17 protein-coding genes and 1 pseudogene are annotated in these 19,452 nt (G+C 64.6%); 9 read left to right on the forward strand and 9 right to left on the reverse strand.

Features of this window, described 5'->3' with window-relative positions:
• Positions 1 to 12 precede the first annotated feature (12 nt).
• Positions 13 to 933, reverse strand: coding sequence for a diacylglycerol kinase family protein (locus CK218_RS17740; protein WP_067002137.1), 921 nt, complete (start codon positions 931 to 933; stop codon positions 13 to 15).
• Between the two features lie 239 nt (positions 934 to 1,172).
• Between CK218_RS17740 and CK218_RS17745 the strand changes: the two genes are divergently transcribed.
• Positions 1,173 to 2,561, forward strand: coding sequence for a PRC-barrel domain-containing protein (locus CK218_RS17745; protein WP_095828404.1), 1,389 nt, complete (start codon positions 1,173 to 1,175; stop codon positions 2,559 to 2,561).
• Between the two features lie 58 nt (positions 2,562 to 2,619).
• Here the strand turns inward: CK218_RS17745 and CK218_RS17750 are convergent.
• Positions 2,620 to 4,168 (reverse strand): annotated as a pseudogene (locus CK218_RS17750) (alkaline phosphatase family protein).
• A 218-nt stretch (positions 4,169 to 4,386) separates the two neighbouring features.
• Between CK218_RS17750 and CK218_RS17755 the strand changes: the two are divergent.
• The 4 genes from CK218_RS17755 (at position 4,387) to CK218_RS17770 (ending at position 7,586) form a co-directional block, all read left to right on the forward strand.
• Positions 4,387 to 5,319 carry a VOC family protein gene (locus CK218_RS17755; RefSeq protein WP_095828405.1) on the forward strand — a complete coding sequence of 311 codons (933 nt, stop codon included), beginning with the start codon at positions 4,387 to 4,389 and terminating at the stop codon, positions 5,317 to 5,319.
• 4 nt (positions 5,320 to 5,323) lie between these two features.
• Positions 5,324 to 5,962, forward strand: a complete 639-nt coding sequence (locus CK218_RS17760) for an alpha/beta hydrolase (RefSeq protein WP_095828406.1) — start codon at positions 5,324 to 5,326, stop codon at positions 5,960 to 5,962.
• Complete coding sequence (locus CK218_RS17765; protein WP_095782487.1) at positions 5,955 to 6,251, forward strand: GNAT family N-acetyltransferase; 297 nt, start codon at positions 5,955 to 5,957, stop codon at positions 6,249 to 6,251. The genes CK218_RS17760 and CK218_RS17765 overlap by 8 nt, the downstream gene beginning before the upstream one ends.
• 276 nt (positions 6,252 to 6,527) lie before the next feature.
• Complete coding sequence (locus CK218_RS17770) at positions 6,528 to 7,586, forward strand: dipeptidase (protein ID WP_095782486.1); 1,059 nt, start codon at positions 6,528 to 6,530, stop codon at positions 7,584 to 7,586.
• 97 nt (positions 7,587 to 7,683) lie between these two features.
• Here CK218_RS17770 and CK218_RS17775 read toward each other — a convergent pair whose 3' ends face one another.
• The 4 genes from CK218_RS17775 to CK218_RS17790 are packed head-to-tail and all read right to left on the reverse strand — an operon-like array spanning position 7,684 to position 12,396.
• Positions 7,684 to 7,941 (reverse strand): hypothetical protein, encoded by a 258-nt coding sequence (locus CK218_RS17775; protein WP_082980657.1) that lies wholly within the window; start codon positions 7,939 to 7,941, stop codon positions 7,684 to 7,686.
• A 1-nt stretch (position 7,942) separates the two neighbouring features.
• Entirely contained in the window at positions 7,943 to 9,172 is a 1,230-nt protein-coding gene (locus CK218_RS17780) for an aminomethyltransferase family protein (RefSeq protein ID WP_095828490.1), read from the reverse strand.
• 43 nt (positions 9,173 to 9,215) lie between these two features.
• Positions 9,216 to 10,790, reverse strand: a complete 1,575-nt coding sequence (locus tag CK218_RS17785; RefSeq protein WP_095828407.1) for an NAD(P)/FAD-dependent oxidoreductase — start codon at positions 10,788 to 10,790, stop codon at positions 9,216 to 9,218.
• Positions 10,777 to 12,396, reverse strand: coding sequence for an NAD(P)/FAD-dependent oxidoreductase (locus CK218_RS17790; RefSeq protein WP_095828408.1), 1,620 nt, complete (start codon positions 12,394 to 12,396; stop codon positions 10,777 to 10,779). Before CK218_RS17790 ends, CK218_RS17785 begins: the two co-directional genes overlap by 14 nt.
• 212 nt (positions 12,397 to 12,608) lie before the next feature.
• Between CK218_RS17790 and CK218_RS17795 the strand changes: the two genes are divergently transcribed.
• The 4 genes from CK218_RS17795 to CK218_RS17810 all read left to right on the forward strand — a co-directional run bounded on the left by CK218_RS17795 (position 12,609) and on the right by CK218_RS17810 (position 16,550).
• The gene (locus CK218_RS17795; protein WP_095828409.1) at positions 12,609 to 13,403 is read left to right on the forward strand and encodes a class I SAM-dependent methyltransferase; all 795 of its coding nucleotides are present in this window, start codon (positions 12,609 to 12,611) and stop codon (positions 13,401 to 13,403) included.
• Between the two features lie 6 nt (positions 13,404 to 13,409).
• Positions 13,410 to 14,096 (forward strand): transcriptional regulator BetI, encoded by a 687-nt coding sequence (gene betI, locus CK218_RS17800; protein ID WP_095828410.1) that lies wholly within the window; start codon positions 13,410 to 13,412, stop codon positions 14,094 to 14,096.
• A gap of 64 nt (positions 14,097 to 14,160) precedes the next feature.
• Positions 14,161 to 15,243 carry an ABC transporter substrate-binding protein gene (locus tag CK218_RS17805; RefSeq protein WP_067001264.1) on the forward strand — a complete coding sequence of 361 codons (1,083 nt, stop codon included), beginning with the start codon at positions 14,161 to 14,163 and terminating at the stop codon, positions 15,241 to 15,243.
• Positions 15,240 to 16,550, forward strand: coding sequence for a flavin monoamine oxidase family protein (locus CK218_RS17810; protein ID WP_095828411.1), 1,311 nt, complete (start codon positions 15,240 to 15,242; stop codon positions 16,548 to 16,550). Before CK218_RS17805 ends, CK218_RS17810 begins: the two co-directional genes overlap by 4 nt.
• Here CK218_RS17810 and CK218_RS17815 read toward each other — a convergent pair.
• Genes CK218_RS17815 through CK218_RS17825 form a run of 3 tightly spaced genes read right to left on the reverse strand, consistent with a single transcriptional unit; the run spans position 16,514 to position 19,360 of the window.
• Positions 16,514 to 17,587: an ABC transporter ATP-binding protein gene (locus tag CK218_RS17815; RefSeq protein WP_095828412.1), complete on the reverse strand. Its 1,074-nt coding sequence runs from the start codon at positions 17,585 to 17,587 to the stop codon at positions 16,514 to 16,516. The genes CK218_RS17810 and CK218_RS17815 overlap by 37 nt on opposite strands.
• Before the next feature lie 37 nt (positions 17,588 to 17,624).
• Positions 17,625 to 18,446 carry an ABC transporter permease gene (locus CK218_RS17820; RefSeq protein ID WP_095828413.1) on the reverse strand — a complete coding sequence of 274 codons (822 nt, stop codon included), beginning with the start codon at positions 18,444 to 18,446 and terminating at the stop codon, positions 17,625 to 17,627.
• Entirely contained in the window at positions 18,443 to 19,360 is a 918-nt protein-coding gene (locus CK218_RS17825; RefSeq protein WP_095782478.1) for an ABC transporter permease, read from the reverse strand. The genes CK218_RS17820 and CK218_RS17825 overlap by 4 nt, the downstream gene beginning before the upstream one ends.
• Positions 19,361 to 19,452: the final 92 nt, after the last annotated feature.

Raw genomic sequence — 19,452 nt, forward strand, 5'->3', positions numbered from 1 at the left:
TCTTGGCTTCATTCAGGCTGCCTTTGCCTGCGCGCTGCTTCTAGGGACCAGCACGTTAAGGGTCGCTGGATGGATCTCGACCGTGGTTTCGCGTTCCAGCTTGACCAACTCTCCGTCCATCACCGCCTTGAACTTTGTCGGCGAGGAATGAATTTTCAGCACGGCTTTGTCAGCCTGGTGGATCTCGACATGTTCGCTTTGGCGCCACCGGCCGCGCAGCATGGCAAGCAGCAATTTCACCAAGTCACGGCGCCGGCGCGCAACGCTGACATAGATGCCAAGCACGCCGCCGGCCGGATTGTCCGCATAAGGCAGATGGCCCTCGCCGAACAGATTGTTGCTGATGCCAATTCCGGTCGCGCGGGTGATGATGTCGGTCTTGCCGATGGTCAAGGTCACCTTGAGGGTGCGCGGGTTCTTGATCGTTGCCCATGCGGCGCGAACCGACGCCCGCATCTTTCCCAGCCGCGAGCCAAAATCCATCTTCTCGCGGAGCTGGACCATTCTGGCATGCATGCCGATTGAAAATTGATGCACGAAGGGACGGCCATTCGCGGTCGCCATATCGACAGCCTTGACCTCGCCGTCGGTAAAGGCCTTCAAGGCGGCCTCCAGTGTTTGGGGGATGCCAAGGCTGCGCGCGAAAAGGTTCATCGTACCGGCCGGCAATATGGCCAAGGCCTTCTTCTTGTTCATCAGAAGCGAGGCGGCGGTGGACACCGTTCCGTCGCCGCCTCCGGCCAGCACGACATCGACGGTGCGCCTGGCTATGGCCTTTTCCAAAGCCGTGGCGATTTCGCCGCCCGCAACGATGTCGATCTGAACCGAATGGCCGGCCGCTTCCAGAAGCTCGCGGACCCGGTCGGCAAAGGCTGCAACATCGGTCGTGCGCAGGGTGCCCCCGTCCTTGTTCAGCACCGCAGCAAACCGCATGCCCCTCTCCGTCCTGCTATTGTTAGGCCAAAAACGAGCTCTCAGCCGGAGGCTGAAACGGAAAGGGGCCGCCGAAGGTTCCGCGTCAGCGAGCAAGTCAAGCGCCGTGGACGGGCGCCGTTTGGAACAAGGCTCCCCTCACGACGTTGTGAAATCGTGGAATATTGCCGCGCTCGCCCTTGCCTTGTGCGAGGCCGCGAATGCGGCGCGTAGGAAATCAGGCACGAGGAGAGACGATCATGATCCGCACTCTTTTTGCAACGACCGCGCTTGCAACCCTCCTAGCAACCGGGGCCATTGCGCAGAACACAACGCCTGCACCGGCGCAGGCGCCCGCCACCGAAACCCCCGCGCCCGCCGCCGAGACCCAAGCTCCAGTAGTACGTGCAGACGGGGCGCTGATGACCAACATCATCGGTGAGTCCGTCTATAATGGGACCGGCGACGATGCCGAAGACATCGGCAAGGTCGACGACGTCGTTTTCGATGCAAGCGGCAACGTAAAATCCGTCATCATCGGCGTCGGCGGCTTTCTTGGCGTCGGCACCAAGGATGTCGCCTTCGATTACAACAAGCTGGAATGGGCCGAGAAGAACGGCGACCGCTGGCTCGTAGCGAAGACGACCAAAGACGAGCTGAACGCACAGGCGGCCTTCGATCGCAAGGCCTATGATCCGGCCCCGGCGCAAACGACCGATGCCACGCAGCCTGCGACCACCGACACCGGAACGGCGCAAGCGCCCGCGCAGCCGGCCCAGCCGGTAGAGAAGGCTGAAGGCAATCTCGCCACCAACATCATGGGCGAGTCGGTCTATAACGGCACCGCCGACGACGCCCAAAAGATCGGTGACGTCAACGACATCGTTCTTGCCAAGGACGGCAAGGCCGAATCCCTCGTGATCGGCGTCGGCGGCTTCCTGGGCATTGGCGAGAAGAACGTTACCTTCGACTTCGCCAAGGCCAAATGGGCAGAGAAGAATGGCGATCGCTGGTTGATCGCCGAGACGACGAAGGAAGAGCTGGAGGCTCAGCCGGACTTCAACCGCAAGGCCTATGATCCGGCGCCGGCCGCAGCCACCACGGCTTCGAACACTGCTCCGGCAACGACCACCCCTGCCGTGACCTCGTCCGACACCACGGCCGACAAGGAGGCCAAACCGGCTCAGCCGGCCCAGACGACGGCTGAGACCAAGCCCGCGGCGCCGGCTGCGAATACGACGGCTGAGAACAAGCCGGCCGATGCCGGCACAGCCGCCACCGACACGACCAAGACAGCCTCGATCGACAAATCGACGTTGAACGAAATGCCGATGGGCAACATCAGAGTCGACGACCTGAAGGGCACCACGGTATACGGCGCCAACGATGTCGAGATCGGCGAGATTGGCGACGTCGTGCTGACGCCCGACAACAAGCCGGATGCGGTCGTTATCGATGTCGGCGGTTTCCTCGGCATCGGCGAGAAGGAAGTCGCCCTCGGCATGGATAAGCTGAAGTTCATGACCGACAAGGACGGCAATAAGTATCTCTACACCAACTTCACCAAGGAGCAGTTGGAGGCGCAGGCAGCCTACGACAAGAGCTCCTATGCCGCAAACCGCGACAAGCAGAGGATGGTCCTGCAGTAAGGGACCAGGCAGCGGGCAGCGGGCAGCGGGCAGCGGGCAGCAGGGAATACGAGTTTCGCTATTCCCTGCTGCCTGCTGTCTTGCTCACATGGCCGACCACTCCGTCCTTTGTCAGCTCCGCCAGCGCGAGTGATTGGTCGAGATGGTTGGCGCGCCAGGTGAGCATCTTCTCGGCGAGTTCCAGGCGCACCGGCAGATAGGCGGGGTCGTGCGCGACGTTGCTCAACTCGTCCGGATCGCTAGCCAGGTCGAAGAGAAGCGGCGGCAGGCCGCCGCCGAAATGGACATATTTGAAAGCCTCGGTGCGAAGGACGGCAAGGTTGCAGTCGCGTGAGCCGATGCCGAAATGCCGCTCGGCTTCGCCGTCGGCGGCCGAGCGGAAATCGAATTCCCACTGCGCCGCGTCGCGCCAGTCGGCCGGCTCCTCGCCGTCGAGCCAGGACGCCAGGTGCTGCGTCGATCAGGTCGAGCAAGGTCGGGAAGACGTCCACCGCCTCGGTGAAGCGATCGATGGATGCGCCGGCCGCTTTTGTCCGGCGCGGATCGCGCACGATCAACGGAATGTGGTAGCTGGCGTCAAAGAAGCCGCCTTTGCCGAGCATGAAGTGGTCGCCCATCATCTCGGCATGGTCGGAGGTGAGCACAACCACAGTGTCATCCCAACTGCCGGCCGCCTTCAGCGCTTCCCAGATGCGGCCGAGCTGCGCGTCGAGCTCGGAGATCATGCCGTAGTAAAGCGCACGGATCCGGCGGAAATTCTCCTCGCTCCAATCCCGCACCTTGCCCTCGACGCCGGGAACGAACTTCGTCCGCTTCTGCAGGCCAAGATCGTATGCGAGGTAGGGGTGGCTTTGCGCCTCGGCTTGCCAGTTCGCCGCGCGCCGGAAAGCGGGGCCGTCGGCCGGGTCGTACATGGTGTTGTAGGGCTGCGGCACGATGAAAGGCGGGTGCGGGCTGATGAAGGAGATGTGCGCGAACCACGGCGCCGACTGCTCCTGTTCGCCAAGCCAGCGGATGAATTCGCCGGCCAGGAAGGCCGCCGGCGTCTGGTCCTTCGAATAGACCGGCGGCGCGTTGCTTACATCATCGCCGACCTTGCCCTGCTTGCCAGCCGGACGATGGATGCCCGGTGCCCCGGCACTCGTGTCGATGCCTTGCGTCCGCAGCCAGGACAGCCACTGCTTCTGATGTTCGGGCAGCAACTGCCGGACGCTGAAGCCGGGCAGCACGCCTTCATAACTCCTCAGCCGCGGATCGCCGGCCGCAAGCCGGCGCGGGTCCGGCGCCATATCGGTATAACCGAACAACGTGGGGTCATAACCCACCGCGCGAGCGGAAAGCGCGATGTTACCGTGGCGGGCGTCGAGCGGCGAGCCGTTGCGGCAGACCCGGTTGTTCATCTGATAGAGGCCGGTGTAGAGGCAGGCGCGCGCCGGCGAGCAGGGCGCCGCTCCACCGTAGTGGCGCCGGAACAGCACGCCCTCGGCCGCGAGCGCATCCGCAATCGGCGTTTTCACCACCGGATGTCCCGCCGCCGACAGACAATCGCCGCGCCACTGGTCGCAGGTGATGAGAAGAACATTCGGGCGGCTCACTCGGTTCTCCAAACTCTTCTCCTCAACATGGTGCGCCCGCTCATGGAGCCGAAATTTCCCGATCGGCGCAAGGAGGCAGTTTCATCAATTGGTGAACATCGGTCTTATGGCCGTTCACTTTTGTGATACAGTCCATTCTGAGTTTGGTCGCTTTGCCGGGCCCGGCGCTATCCTCATATTGCGGTGGACAGCGGCAAGGGCCGCAGCAAGGATAGGGAAGGAGCAAGACCATGCTCAATCAGATCAAGGGCCTGCATCACGTTACCTCGATGGCAAGCGATGCGCGCCGCAACAATGAATTCTTTACCAAGAAGCTCGGCCTGCGTCGGGTGAAGAAGACCGTCAATTTCGACGCACCGGACGTCTATCACCTCTACTATGCCGACGAGTTCGGCACGCCGGGCTCGGTGATGACCTATTTCCCGTTCCCCGACATCGGCAAGGGCCGGCATGGGGTGGGTGAAGTCGGCACCACCGTCTTCTCAGTGCCGGAAGGCACGATCGGCTATTGGGAAAAGCGCTTCGCCGACGAGGGCGTCAGCGGTGTTGGCCGCAGCGAAAGCTTTGGCGAGAAGCGGCTTGCCTTCACCGGCCCCGACGGCGACAGTTTTGCGCTGGTCGAAGACAAGGCCGACGGCAGAGCGCCCTGGGTGAAGGGCGGCGTCCCCGCCGATGAGGCGATCCGCGGCTTCCACTCGGTCGCGCTGAGACTGAAGGACGGCGGCGCCACCGAGGAGCTGCTGAAGTTCATGGGCTATGAAGAGGTCGACAAGTCCGGCAACATCCGCCGGATGGCGATCAAGAACGGCAACGGCGCCGACGTCGTCGACATCGAATCGCTGCCGGGCGCAGGCTTTGCCAATCTCGGCGCCGGCTCTGTGCACCATGTCGCCTTCGCGGTCGAGGATCGCGCTAGGCAGCTCGAAGTGCGCAAGGCGCTTGTCGACACGGGTTACGGCGTGACGCCGGTCATCGATCGCGACTATTTCTGGGCGATCTATTTCCGCACGCCGGGCGGCGTGCTGTTCGAGGTGTCGACCAACGAGCCGGGCTTCAACCGCGACGAGGACACCGCGCATCTCGGCGAGGCGTTGAAGCTGCCGACGCAGCATCAGCATCTGAGACCCTATCTCGAACAGCATCTGCAGAAGCTGGAAGACTGACGCCATGAGCAAGGACGCCTACATCTACAAAGTGCTGCCCGGTTCGCCGGGCGGCCCGCTGCTGTTCGTCTTCCACGGCACCGGAGCCGACGAGAACCAGCTTCTGTCCTTCGGTCGCCAGCTCGCGCCTTCGGCGACGTTAGTCTCGCCGCGCGGCGATGTGTCGGAGCAAGGTGCCGCCCGTTTCTTCCGCCGCACCGGCGAAGGCGTCTACGACATGGACGACCTCGCGCGGGCGACGGCCAAGATGGCCGGCTTCGTCAAGGCGCATGTCGAAGCGGCAAAGCCCTCGGCGGCGTTCGGCCTCGGCTATTCCAACGGTGCCAACATCCTGGCCTCGGTGGTGTTCGCCGAGCCAGGACTGTTCGATGCCGCGGCGCTGATGCATCCGCTGATCCCGTTCGAGCCGCAGGTGCAGGGCAGCCTTGCCGGGCGCCGCATCCTGATCACGGCCGGCAGGCGCGACCCGATCTGCCCGCCGAACCTGACAACGCGGCTGGAGGCCTATTTGCGCGCCGACGGGGCCGATGTCACAGTGGAATGGCACGACGGCGGGCACGAGGTGCGGCCGAATGAAATCGAAGCGGCGCGGCGGCTCTTTGCCCTCTCGCTCGTCGGCGCAGGAGGCAAGAAAAATGGCTGACCAGCTGCCCGAGATCGAACTGGAAGATCGCGGCTCCAAGGGTCGCTACCTGCTGCGCGGACCGGGCGGCGCCGAGGCCGAAATGACCTTCACCAAGGTCGGCGAGCACCAGCTCATCATCGATCACACCGAGGTGCCGGATGTCTTTCGCGGCCAGGGCGCCGGGCTTCGCCTGGTAACCCGCGCCGTCGAGGACGCGCGCGCGGCGGGCAAGAAGATAATCCCGCTCTGCCCCTTCGCCAACGCCCAGTTCCGCCGCCATCCGGAATGGGCCGACGTGCTGAAGTAGTAGCACCCGTCTTCCACTTCTCCCCGAGGGAGAAGGTGGCCGCGAAGCGGCCGGGTGGGGGAGTTCCAGGGAAAAACCGACTGTCTTACTCCGCTGCAGCGCCCTCAACCGTCTCGGCGCTGCGTGCCGATCCACCGCCCGGGGGCGAGCGACGCGGCCCAGCCATAAATGCGAACACGCGTCTGGCATTTGCGCAGTTCGGCCATCTTGCCTAATTAGACAGATCACCTGGGATTCTCCCGCCCCGATCCGCCACCTCAAAAAGCGAATGGCCTGATGACCGAATCCGACCTCATTCCCGTTTTCGACGGCCACAACGACACGCTGCTGAGGCTCTACCAGTCGAACGAAGCGGATGTCGAAAAGCTGTTCATCGAGGGCACGCCGGGCGGTCACATCGACATGCCGCGCGCCAACAAGGGCGGTTTTGCCGGCGGCATGTTCGCGATCTTTCCGCCGCCGATCGAAAAGACCAAGCGCAGCGCCGTGCCGCCGGCGCCGAGCGACAACGAACCACTGCCGCCGGAACTGCCGCGCGCCGAGGCGGTCACTTCGACCATCGGCATGGCCTCGATCCTGTTCAGGCTCGAGCGCGCCGGCGCGCTCACCGTCTGCCGCAGCGCCGGCGATGTGCGCGAGGCGATGGCGAATGGCTCGATCGCCGCGGTGTTCCATATCGAAGGCGTCGAGGCGATCGATCCCGAGCTTGCCATGCTCGACGTGCTCCATGCCGCCGGGCTCCGCTCGCTGGGGATCGTCTGGAGCCGGCCGAACGCCTTCGGCAACGGCGTCCCGTTCCGCTTTCCCTCGTCGCCCGATACCGGGCCGGGCCTGACCGACGCCGGCAAGGCGCTGGTCAAGGCATGCAACCAGCTCAGGATCATGATCGACCTCTCGCATCTCAACGAGAAGGGTTTTCGCGATGTCGCCGCGCTCAGCGATGCGCCGCTGGTCGCGACCCACTCCAACGTGCATGCGATCTGCGGCCATTCGCGCAACCTCACCGACTGGCAGCTCGGCGCGATCCGCGAAACGGGCGGCATGGTGGGCCTGAACTTCGCCACCGGCTTCCTGCGCGAGGACGGCCGCATGAATGCCGACACCAGCCTCGACATCATGCTGCGCCACATCGAGTCGCTGTTGCAGGCGCTGGGCGAGGACGGTGTCGGCCTCGGATCCGATTTCGACGGTGCCATGATCCCGGCGGTGATCGGCGACGTGGCAGGCCTGCCGAAGCTCCTCGACGCGCTCGCCGCTCGCGGCTTCGGGCGCGCGCTGATCGAGAAGATCGCTTATCGGAATTGGCTGCGTGTCCTTGAAAGGACGATCGGATAAAGTGACAATCTTGGACGTTCTGGATTGGGCCAGAACGCTCCCCCAGACGTCGTCATCCTAGGACGAAGCAGGAGCTCAGCTCCGTCGCGCTGCGGGCTTACGCACCCAAGCGCTTCAGCCATTCCTTGCCGACACCGCGGTCGCGGATGATCGGCAAGGGGTCTTCATGGTCGAGCCGGGCGCAGATGCGGTAGACCTCCAGCGTCTCGGCATCCATCTCGCCGCGCTTGAAGAAGAACATCGCCGCCGCATAGCGGGTGCGGCCGGACCACATCTCGCCGAGCGGCGTGTTGACCAGCTGCCACTGCTCGGCCGCTTCCGCCTCCGCGTCCAGCCTGTCCGCATCCCCTTCCACGTCAAAAGTCCGCCGGCGGGTTGGCGGTGCGGCGATCGAGCTTGATGAACGGCCGCGGCACCACTTTCGCCCGCTTCATCAGCTTCTGGTATCGCAGCTCGCGCAAGGCGTAGATCTCGACCCAGAGGTCGTCGACGACTCTATCGCCGTAAGGCCGTTGCAAGGAGGCGATGGCGATGTTGCGCTTGGCCATGGGCGACCACATCGCTGCGCTGACAAGCCCGACCTCCCGGCTCTTCTTGCAGTAGACGATGGCGTGCTCGGCCGGGATGTTGCCTTCGATCTCCAGCCCGACCAGCACATGGCGCAGCTGCTTCTTCGCCCGCGCTTCGAAGATGGGGCGGCGGCCGTTGAAGTGGCCTTTGTTCGGATCGACCATGAAGCCGACGCCGATCTCGTCCGGCATGCGCAGGCGGTCGGCACGGATGGCATGCCCGGCAGTGGTGAAGTCGGCATTGGCGACGATCAGCCCGGCTTCTAGCCGGGCGCGATTGAGCGCCGTGTAGCCGATGGCGCGGATGCCGCGCAGCCCGCCCGCCGCCATCAGCCGGTCCCACAGGCTCAACGCCTTGTCCGCCGGCACGAACAGCTCGTAGCCGAGATCGCCGGTGAAGCCGGTGCGCGAGATGGTGACGGCAGCGCCGTCATGCGCGAAGTCGGCGAGGTCGAAAACCCTCAGCCGCTCGATGCCGGCAAAGCCGGCGTCGCGCAGGATGGCGAAGGAGGTTGGGCCTTGCAGCGCGAGCCCGGCGATCGCTTCGGTTTCTTCCTCGACGCTGACCTCATAGCCGATGGCGCTGTCAAGCAGCCAGGGCAGATGCCGCTCCTGCGAGCACAGCCGAAAGCGCGTCGGCGACAGCCGGAACAGCGTGCCGTCATCGAGGACGAAACCCTCGTCGTCGCACCAGGCGGTGTAGTGGACGCGGCCCGGCTTCAGCCTGGTCACGTCGCGCAGCGTGACACGGTCGAGATAGGCTTCGGCGTCCGGACCCTCGATCCGGTATTTCGTCATCGGCGAGATGTCGAAGAGTGCCGCCTGGCTGCGAATGGCAAAATATTCCAGCTCCTCGTCCCAGAGCGAATGCGGCGCGCGGTAGCCGGCCCAATTGTACCAGTCGTTTGTCAGCGCGATCGCGTCAATGCGCGGCTGGAAAGGTGTGTCGAGCCGAAGCGTGCGGAAGTGGGATTGCGCAAGGGTGCGGGCGGAATTGATTTTCACATGACGACTCATGTTGGCGTCGTAGAGCGCTGCGTTTGTGAATGGCGAAATCATCTCATGCCCTCATCGCGATGATGCGGCGTGCGGCGTTGAGGCCGGGGGCGCCGGAGATGCCGCCGCCGGGATGCGAACCGGCGCCGGCAAGGAACAGCCCTTTGAGCGGCGTGTCGTAGCCCGACCAGCCGGAGACCGGCCGCGACATCAGCATCTGGTCGGCCTGCAACTCGCCGTGGTGCCAGTGACCGCCGGGCATGCGGTAGCGTCCCTCGATGTCGGCCGGAGTCAGCAACTCGGCATGACGCACCGTGGCGCCGATGCCAGGCGCATAGGCTTCGAGCTGCGCCATGATCGCCTTGAGGAATTGCGGCTTGCCGGCGGTCCAGCCCTGTTTCAGCGCATAGGGCGCGTACTGCACCACCGCGGACAGCACGCAGGCGCCGGAGGGTGCCAGCGAAGGATCGACCAGGCTGGGCAGCGTGATCTCCATCACCGGCTCGGGCGAGAACTCGCCATATTTCGACGGGTTGAAGGCGCCCTCGACATGGTCCGGCGAAGGCGCGATGACGAGGCGGCCCTTGTGGCCAGCGGCGTCGACGCCGGCAAATTGCGGCGGCCGGTCGAGCGCGAGATGGAGCTTCGCCGCATCGCCCTTCATGCGGATGTTCTTCACCTTGCGCACGAAACCGGTGTCGACCTCGCGCGGCCCGGCCAGATCGAGGATCGTGGTTGCGGGATTGATGGCCGAGACGACGGCTTTTGCGCGCAGCGCTTCGCCGCCCTGCGTGACGACACCGAGGGCGCGGCCCTTCTCGACGACGACCTTGGCGACCGGCGAAGCCAGACGGATCGAAACACCCGCTTGCTCGGCCGCCGAGCGGATGGCGGCAACGACCGCGCCCATGCCACCCTTGGGCTGTATCTGCGCGCCGGCGAACCCGCCGATCTCGCCAGCGAGCCGATAGTAGAGGCCGAGCAGCGATGTCGGCGAGCGCGGACCGAGATGGCAGCCCAGTGTCGCGTCGAAAGCGAGCAGGCCTTTCAGCCTGTCGTCGGAAAGCTGCTCGTCGAGCAAGTCGTAGACGTTCATCAAGAGCACGCGCAGGAAGTCGCGCATATCCTCCTTGCCGAGCTTTTTCAGCGCCAGCGCCGTCTGGCCGAGCCCGGTCATTTCGGCGAGCGACATGCCGGCAAGGTCCGGCGGGCGGCGCGACAGAAACGGTTTCAAAACGCCGGCGTAGCGCAACAGCTGCGCGCGCAGGTCGCGCCAAGCCGACTGCTCCGACGGGCTGGCGCCCGTAAGCGCCTCGCCATAAGCGCCGTGCAGCACCAGCGGGCCGTCTTTCGACAATGCGACCGAGGGCACGAAATCGCCGCGCTCGATCTTCAGGCCGCGGCGCTCGAGCTCCAGCGTCTTCACCACATCGGGATGCAGGCGATTGAGCAGATGAGCGACCGAGGAGACGCGAAACCCCGGAGCGAATTCCTCGGTGCGCGCCGCGCCGCCGACCTCCTTGCCAGCTTCGAGCAGCAGCACCTTGCGTCCCGATTTCGCCAGCGTGGCGGCGGCAACCAGGCCATTGTGGCCGCCGCCGATGACGATCGCGTCCCAATTCGTTTCAGATGACGTCATGGGCCGGACTCATATGCAGGGTTGGCTTGGCGAGATCGCGCAGGATCTCGGCGGCGGCGTTGCGTCCGGGCGCGCCCATGACGCCGCCGCCCGGATGCGTGGAGGAGCCGCACATATAGAGCCCGCCGACCGGCGAGCGGTATTGCGCGTAGCCCGGCACCGGGCGGTTGAACAGCAGCTGGTCGAAGGTCAGTTCGCCTTGGAAGATGTTGCCTTCGGTGAGGCCAACCTCGGCCTCGATCTCGCGCGGCGTGCGCACCTCCATATGGACGATGCGGTCGCGGAAGCCGGGCGAATATTCGGCGATCTGCGCAACCACGCTCTCGGCGAAGCCGTCGCGGTCGGCGTCCGTCCAGTCTCGGCCGCCAATTTTGGGCGGCGCATATTGCACGAAGCAGCTCATGAAATGTTTTCCCGGCGGCGCCATGGTCGGGTCGAGCGTGGTCGGGATCACCATGTCGAGGAAGGGATCGGCCGACCAGCGCCCGGCCTTCCAGTCGTCATAGGCGCGCTCCATGCGCTCGATGGAATCGGTGAAGTGCATGTCGGCGCGGTAGACCGGCGAATCCTTCGGCAGAGCCGGGAATTGGGGAAGCGAATCGAGCGCGATGTTGACCTTGCCGGACGAGCCGCGGATCTTGAAGTTCCTGACGCGACGAAGGAAAATGTCGGGCAGCTCCTTCTCCTCGACCAGTTTCAGGAAGGTGCGCTTCACGTCGGCGTTTGAGACGACGAGCTTGCCGTGGACCTCTTCGCCGCCTGCCAGCACGACGCCCTTGGCCCTGCCGTTCCTGATCAGCACGCGCTCGACCTCGGCCCCGGTGCGGATCGTGCCGCCGGAGGCCTTGAATGAGGCGGCGAGCGCCTTGGTCACGGCACCCATACCGCCACGCGCATAGCCCCATGCGCCCACGGAGCCATCGACCTCGCCCATATAATGGTGGAGCAGGACATAGGCCGTGCCGGGCGACATGGGCCCAAGCGCCGTGCCGATGATGCCGGCGAGCGCAAAGTTCGCCTTGATGACGTCGGTCTCGAAATACTCGTCGAGGAAGTCGGAGATCGACATCGTCCAGAAGCGCAAGGTCAGCGCCATTTCCTCAGCAGTGAGACCGGCGAATCTCTTGCCGAGATAAAGCAACTCGCCAAGATCGCGCGGCTTGAAGCTGGTGGGATCGGGCGCGGTGCGCATCAACAGCGGCTGGATGAAGCGGCACTGCCTTGTGACGTCCCGCGAATAGCGGTCGTAGGCCTCGGCGTCGCGCTTGGAGAAGCGGGCGAATTCGCGGCGATGCGCGTCGTGGTCGCGGTAGTTGGCGAGATAGTCGCCGTCGCGCGTGAACACCGCGCCGCCTTCATAGGAGATCACCTGCAGGCCGAAGCGCGGCAGCTCCAGATCGCGCATGATCTCGGGCCGGAACAGCGAGCAGACATAGGAGCAGTTGGAGTAGAGAAAGCCCGGCGTCAGCTCGCGGCTGGTGGCCGCACCGCCGACCCAGTCGTTCTTCTCGACCACCAGCACGTCGAGCCCGGCGCGCTGCAGATAGCCGGCGTTGACCAGCCCGTTGTGGCCGCCGCCGATGACGATCGCGTCCCATGCCTTCATGTGCGCTCAACCTCCCTCCGGCCGCCCGTTTTTGGGTGCGATTTGTTCCCCGATCAGCCGAATTTGGCACGGGTCACGGTTTTTTGTCCAGCCATTTTGAATGAATGTTCAACAAATGGCGTTGCGTTTCTGCGTTGATGCGCTAGGCTTTGCCCCGCATTTCTGGTGTTCCGCTAGCGCGAAGGTGACTTCGGCATTTGAGGCTCAGTCCGATGATCGAAACGGCTAACGCCGAGCCGGAATATGACGACGCGGCCATTCGCTTCCTCGAGGCGCTCTGGGGCGATGGCTACCTCTCCCCGGGCGGCCCGGACGAAGTGGACCGCGTGGTCGAAGGCCTCTCGCTCGAGGGCAAGACGATCCTCGATCTCGGCTGCGGCGCCGGCGGCATCACGCTGGATCTGGTCGCGCGCCATGGTGCGGCGCATGCGACCGGTTTCGATGTCGAGAGGCCGGTGATCGAGACGGCAAAGCGAAAGGCGGCTGCGCAGGGTCTCCAGCACCGCGTCAGCTTCGTCCAGGCGCCGCCGGGACTGCTGCCTTTCACCGATGCTTCCTTCGACGTCGTCTTCTCGAAGGACGCACTGTTGCATGTCCGGGACAAGGATGCCCTGTTCGCCGAGATCTTCCGCGTGCTGAAGCCCGGCGGCGTCTTCGCCGCGTCGAACTGGATGATCTCGCACGACGGCGAGCCGTCTGCGGACATGAAGGCCTATCTCGCGGCGGAAGGCTTGTCCTTTGCCATGGCTTCGCCGGCGCGCTACGCCGAGGCGATGCGTCGTGCTGGCTTCCGCGACATCAGCGTCCGCGGCCGCAACGCATGGTACCGCGAGGTGGCGCGGGAGGAACTGGCGCGCCTGAAGGGGCCACTCTATCAAGCGCTCGCCGCCGCGGTCGGCGGGGGCTATGTCGACAAGAACATCCGGACCTGGGAGGCGATGCAGAAGGTGCTTGACAGTGGTGAGCACCGCCCCACTCATCTGCGCGGTTGGAAGCCGGTCGGATAGCCGGCAATGCTGGAGACCGTCACGCTCATGAAGAATGCAGAGGCCAGGGATGCCTTGCCCGAACCGGCACGAAAAGGAGAGGCCGAGAAGCGCGGCCGCAAGGCTTCGAAAGAAGTCAGGCAGCTCCAGTTGATCGAGGCGACGATCGATTCACTGGCCAAGCGCGGCTATGCGGAAACGACGATGGCCGATGTGGCCGACGGCGCGGGCCTGTCCCGCGGCATCGTCAACTTCCATTTCGAAAGCAAGGAGAAGCTGCTCGTAGCCACGCTGCAATATATGTATGACGAGTATTCGGCGCATTGGCGCGCCGCCTTGCAGAAGGCAGGCGACGATCCGGCGCGGCAGCTGCAGGCGCTGGTGTGGGCCGACTTCGATCGCTCGATCTGCAACAAGCGCAAGCTCGCCGCCTGGTGCGCCTTCTGGGGCGAGGCCAAATCGCGGCCGACCTACCAGGCGCTGAGCAGCTCGCGCGACGCCTACTACCAACAGGTGTTCATCGACCTCTGCGCGACGCTCAAGCAAAGCGGCGGCTATGCCTATGAGCCGCAGGTCATGGCGCTGGCGCTATCGGCCATGCTCGAGGGCCTGTGGCTGCGGTTGATGATGGGCACAGAAGACACCACCCGCGAGACCGCGCTGCAGGCGGCCAACGCGTTCCTGGCCGCCGCCTTTCCGAAACACTACGATTAACGTCAGCCCGGGGTTAGCAACAGCCGGCCAGCAAGACCGGCAAGACCAAAGAGGATGGAACAGCATGAAGAAACTCAGCCGACGCCTGACACTTACTTTGGCGCTCGCCGGCGCGCTGGCGTCTTCGGCGGCAGCGTTCGCCGTTGCCGCCGACAAGGACCTCATCGTGTTCGACTGGTCCGGCTATGAGGACCCCAGCTTCCACGGCAAATATGTCGAGAAGGACGGCGACTCGCCGACCTTCGCCTTCTTCGGCGATGAGGACGAGGCATTCGAGAAGATCCGCTCCGGCTTCAAGGCCGACCTCGGCCATCCGTGTTCGCAAAGCGTGGTGAAGTGGCGCGAGGCGGGGCTGTTGCAGCCGCTCGACACCTCCAAGATCGCCGGCTGGAAGGATCTCAACCCCGGCATCATGGCGATGAAGGACCTTGCCACCACCCCCGACGGCAAAGCCTGGTTCATGCCTTGGGACTGGGGTGACACGCAGCTCACCTTCAACTCCGACAAGATCGCCGAGAAGGACGTGCAGTCGCTGAAGGCCTTCGCCGATCCCAAGTATAAGGGACGCGTCTCGATCGGCGACAATGTCGACGACGCCTATGCGCTGGCCAGCCTCGCCATCGGGCTGAAGGACTGGACAAAGATGACGGACGAGCAGTTCAAGCAGGCGTCCGATTTCCTGCGCCAGGTGCACAAGAACGTGCGCTCCTACTGGACCGACACCACCGACATCGTGCAGTTGCTCTCAGGCGGCGAGGTCGATCTCGCCTGGGCCTGGAACGACGCGGCGGTGCAATCACAGGCCGCCGGCGTGCCGATCAAGTCCAAGAAGGATACCGACGAGGGCATCTCGACCTGGGTGTGCGGCTATGTGCTGTTCAAGGACGCGCCCGGCAACATTGACAAGGCCTATGACTATCTCAATGCCGTCAACGATCCGGAAGTCGCCAAGGTGCTGGTCAAGGACTGGGGCTACGGCCAAGCCAACGCCAAGGGCATGGCCGGTGTCGACCAGGCGGTGCTCAAGGAAAAGGGCTACGACAACGTGGAAAAATGGGTCGACAAGACGCTGTTCCAGCAGCCGCTGCCTTCCGAGCTCAAGCTGAAGATGATCGCCGAGTTCGAGAAGATCAAGGCCGGCTATTGAGCAGCAAGATCGAAAGAACCGACGTTGCAATCGTCGGCGCCGGCTTCACCGGCCTGTCGGCCGCGCTCGAATTGAAGCGTGCCGGCGTCGATTTCCTTGTCCTGGAAGCACGCGACCGCGTCGGCGGTCGTGTGGAAGGTATGCGAAACGGGCTCGGCGAGCTGATCGACAGCGGCGGCCAGTTCCTGTGCGAGGACATGCCGGAGCTGATGGCGCTGGCCAGGGCGCGCGGCAAGACCTTCGTCAAAACCTTTGTCGATGGCGATTTCATCACCCATCCACCGATGTCGGTCGACCAGGCCGGACAGACCTATGTGACCGCGATGGCGATCCGCGACCGCATGAACTGGATCGAGCCTGACGATCCCGCGATCGCCGGGCTGACAGTCGCCTCCTGGCTCGAACGCCAGACGGATCCGGTAGATGCCAAAGCCGCCTTCCGCTCGATGATCGAGGGACTGTGGTGCCTGGCGCTGGAAAAGGTGCCGCTCTGGTACCTGATCGACAATGATCGCCGCATCACCAACGAAGTGCCGGAACTGCAATATTCTCTGCGCGAGACCATGCAGTCGCTGGCCGAGGACCTGGCGGGCGATCTCGGTGACCGGCTGCGGCTGAACGAGCCGGCCATTCGCATCGAGCGTGGGCCGTCAGGCGTTCGTGTCGTCGCCGGCGGCGGCGCCGTCGAGGCGCACGAGGTCCTGCTCGCCCTGCCGCCAGCGACGGCCAACAGGCTCGACTTTCGGCCTGCCTTATCGACGGCCTTGAAGAAGGCGCTTGGCGTCTGGGAAAGCGGCGCGGTGGTCAAGATCCTCGTCCGTTATGCCAGGCCGTTCTGGCGCGAGCGCGATCTGAGCGGCATGGTGATGTGGCGCGACATGCCGGGCCTGTTTGCCTGCGATGCCAGCAGGGACGCCGAGCATGCAGCGCTCGTCGTCTTCATCGGCGGGCCGCTGGCGCTGCGCTGCCGCAAGCTGGGTGCTGCGGCGTTGCGCGCCGAGGTCGTTGCGAAGCTCGCGGATGCGCTCGGTCCGGACGCGGCCGATATTCTCGATTTCAGCCAGCGCGACTGGACGGATGACTGCTGGAGCGGCGGCGCCTATAGCGATCTCATCGTCGACGTGACGGCAACGGATGCCGAGCGCACGATCCTTGCCGGCGCGCCGCCGATCCATTTTGCGTCGTCGGAAGTGTCGCCGTCCTTCCCCGCCTATGTCGAGGGCGCGATCGTGGCCGGACGCATCGCCGCCGGGAAGATTTTGGCGCGGCTTCAGTCCGCCATCGCCACCAGGGCCTCTGGGTCGTAGGCGAGACGGATCGGCGCGCCGACCGGAATGTCGTCGGCGCCGAAATCATTGGTCTCGGTCACCGAGAGCGGCTTTTCCAGCCCCGGGATCTCGACGATCAGATGGGTGATCTCGCCGAAATAGTGGCGCTCGACCACCTTGCCGGCGACCTCGAACTTCGCCGCCGCATTGTCCCAGAGCACGCGCAGCCGCTCCGGCCGGATGCCGAGCGTCGCCGCGCCGCCGTTGCGGACGAAGGCCTTCGGCTTGTCGGTCCTCACACGCCCGAAGCCAAGCGTGTCGACAACCAAGGACGCGCCGTTCTCCTCGACGATCTCGGCCTTGACGAAATTCATGCCGCCGAGGAAGTCGGCGACCTGGCGGTTGACCGGGCGCTGGTAGATTTCCTTGGGCGAGGCGACCTGCGCGATACGGCCGCCGAACATGACGGCGATGCGATCCGACATGGCCAAAGCCTCATACTGGTCGTGCGTGACCAGCACGAAGGTGATGCCGACCGCCTGCTGCAGCCGGCGCAACTCGACCTGCATCTGCTCGCGCAGCTTCTTGTCGAGAGCCGATAGCGGCTCGTCGAGCAGCAGCACCTTGGGACGCATGACCAGCGCGCGGGCCAGCGCCACACGCTGACGCTGGCCGCCGGAGAGTTCGGTGGCGCGGCGCTTGCCAAGGCCGGTCAGCGACACCTGCGCAAGCGCCTCCTCGACGCGGCGCTTTTCTTCGCCGCCCTGCAGTTTCAGCCGCTTCAGCCCGTAGGCGACGTTCTGCTCAACATTGAGATGCGGAAAGATCGCGTAGCTCTGGAAGACCATGTTGGTCGGACGCCGGTTGGCGGGAATGCCGTCCATCGGCTGGCCGTCGACGGCGATCGAGCCGCTGGTCGGCGTATCGAAGCCGGCGATCATGCGCAAAAGCGTGGTCTTGCCGCAGCCGGACGGCCCGAGCAGCGAGAAGAACTCGCCCTCCCTGATCGCGAGCGATGCATTGTCCAACGCCTTGAACGCGCCGTAGCTGCGCGTGACGTCGCGGATCTCGATCATGGTGCGATCGGAAATCGTTCGCTCGGACTGGACCCGCTCAAGCATAGAGGCCTCCCTCGTTCTGGGTACGTCTCGCCGCGCGGCGGCGCAGGATCTCGGCAACGGTCATCAGCACGAAGGACGCCGCCAACAGCAAGGTGCCGAGCGCCAGCACGCCGGGGAGCTTGGCCGCGAAGCGCAGCTGTCCCCAGATGTAGATCGGCAGCGTCGCCTCGGTGCCGGTGAGGAAGAAGGCGATGATGAACTCGTCGAGCGAGATGGTGAAGCAGACCAGCAGGCTGGAGACGATCGCTGGCGCCACCATCGGCAGCGTCACACGCCGGAAGGTGCCGAAGGCGCTTTCGCCGAGATCGGCGGAGGCTTCCTCGAGGCTGCGGTCGAAGCCTTCGAAGCCGGATGTCAGCACCGTCATCGAATAGGGAATGCAGACCAGCACATGCCCAAGCACGACCGTGAACAGCGACAAGCTCAAGCCCAGTTGCAGCATCACCAGGAGCATCGAGATGGCAACGATGACCTCGGGCAGCACCAGCGGGGCCATGATCAGCCCGTTGACGGTGCGGCGGCCGGGATAGCGGTAGCGGGTGATCGAACGGGCGGCGAGAATGCCGAACACGGTCGACAGGATAGCGGCCGAGACGCCGACAACCAAGCTGTTCCAGGTGGCGTCGATCAATGCCGGCGTGCGCGGCAGGTCCTGGTACCAATGCAGCGTGACGCCTGAGAGCGGGAATTTCGGCGTCGCCGCGGTGTTGATCGAGAAGATCGGCAGGAAGATCACCGGCAGATAGAGGAAGAGAATGTAGAGCGCGGCGTAGCTCGACAGCCAGCTTGGCAGGTAACGTCTGATCGCCGTCATCGCGCCAGCCTCTGCAGCGCGCGGATGACCAGCACCGCGGCGCCTGCCATCAGCGAGACGATGACCATGGTGGTGACGGAGAGTGCTGCGCCGAGCGGCCAGTTCGACGCCTTGCCGAATTGCGCCTGGATGGCGTTGGCAATCATCACGCCGTCTTTGCCGCCGACCAGCTTCGGCGTGACGTAGTCGCCGACGGTCGGGATCATGACGATCAGCGCCGCCGAGATGACGCCTGGCGCCGACAGCGGCAAGGTCACGCGCAGAAAGGAGCGCAGCGGCCCGTCGCCGAGATCGGTCGCCGCTTCGACCAGGGTGCGGTCGACCTTCTCCAGCGAAACGAAGATCGGCAGGATGGCGAAGGTCGCCCAGGCGTGAGTCAGCGTGATGATGACCGCGCTGGAATTGTAGAGCAGCGCAGTCGACGGCTCGTCGATGATGCCGAGGCCCATCAGGCCGGAATTGAGCACGCCGTTGTAGCCGAGGATCACCTTCCACGACATCACGCGCAGCAGGTAGCTGGTCCAGAACGGGATGGTGATGAGGAACAGCCAGAGGCTCTTCTGGCGGCCGCCATGGAAGGAAATGAAATAGGCGATCGGATAGGCGAGCAGCACGGTGAGCAGGCTGACCGTCAGCGAGATGTAGAGCGAGCGCCAGAGCAGGTCGCGGTAGATCGGCTCGGTCAGCGCGATCCGATAATTCTCCAGCGTGAATGTGTGGTCGATGGTCAGGTAGTCCTGCGTCCAGAAGGAATGGGCTATAACAACCAGGATCGGCAGGACGAGAAGGATGAGCGCGTAAAGGAAAGTCGGGCTGATCAGCGCAATGCCCTGGACGGCTTCCGACTGCAGAAGGGGACTTCGTCTGGCTCTCGCCATGCGCAGCGGGGGCGACCCTTCCGCGGCGGCCGTCATTGCAGCGCTCCGGGCGTGATTGCAGTTGCCGGCTCGGACTGTCCCGCCATACGGCCTTCCCATTGATCGGCGCCGACTGCCTGTTCCCATTT

The organism is Mesorhizobium sp. WSM3879, from assembly GCF_002294915.1.
Lineage (GTDB): Bacteria > Pseudomonadota > Alphaproteobacteria > Rhizobiales > Rhizobiaceae > Mesorhizobium.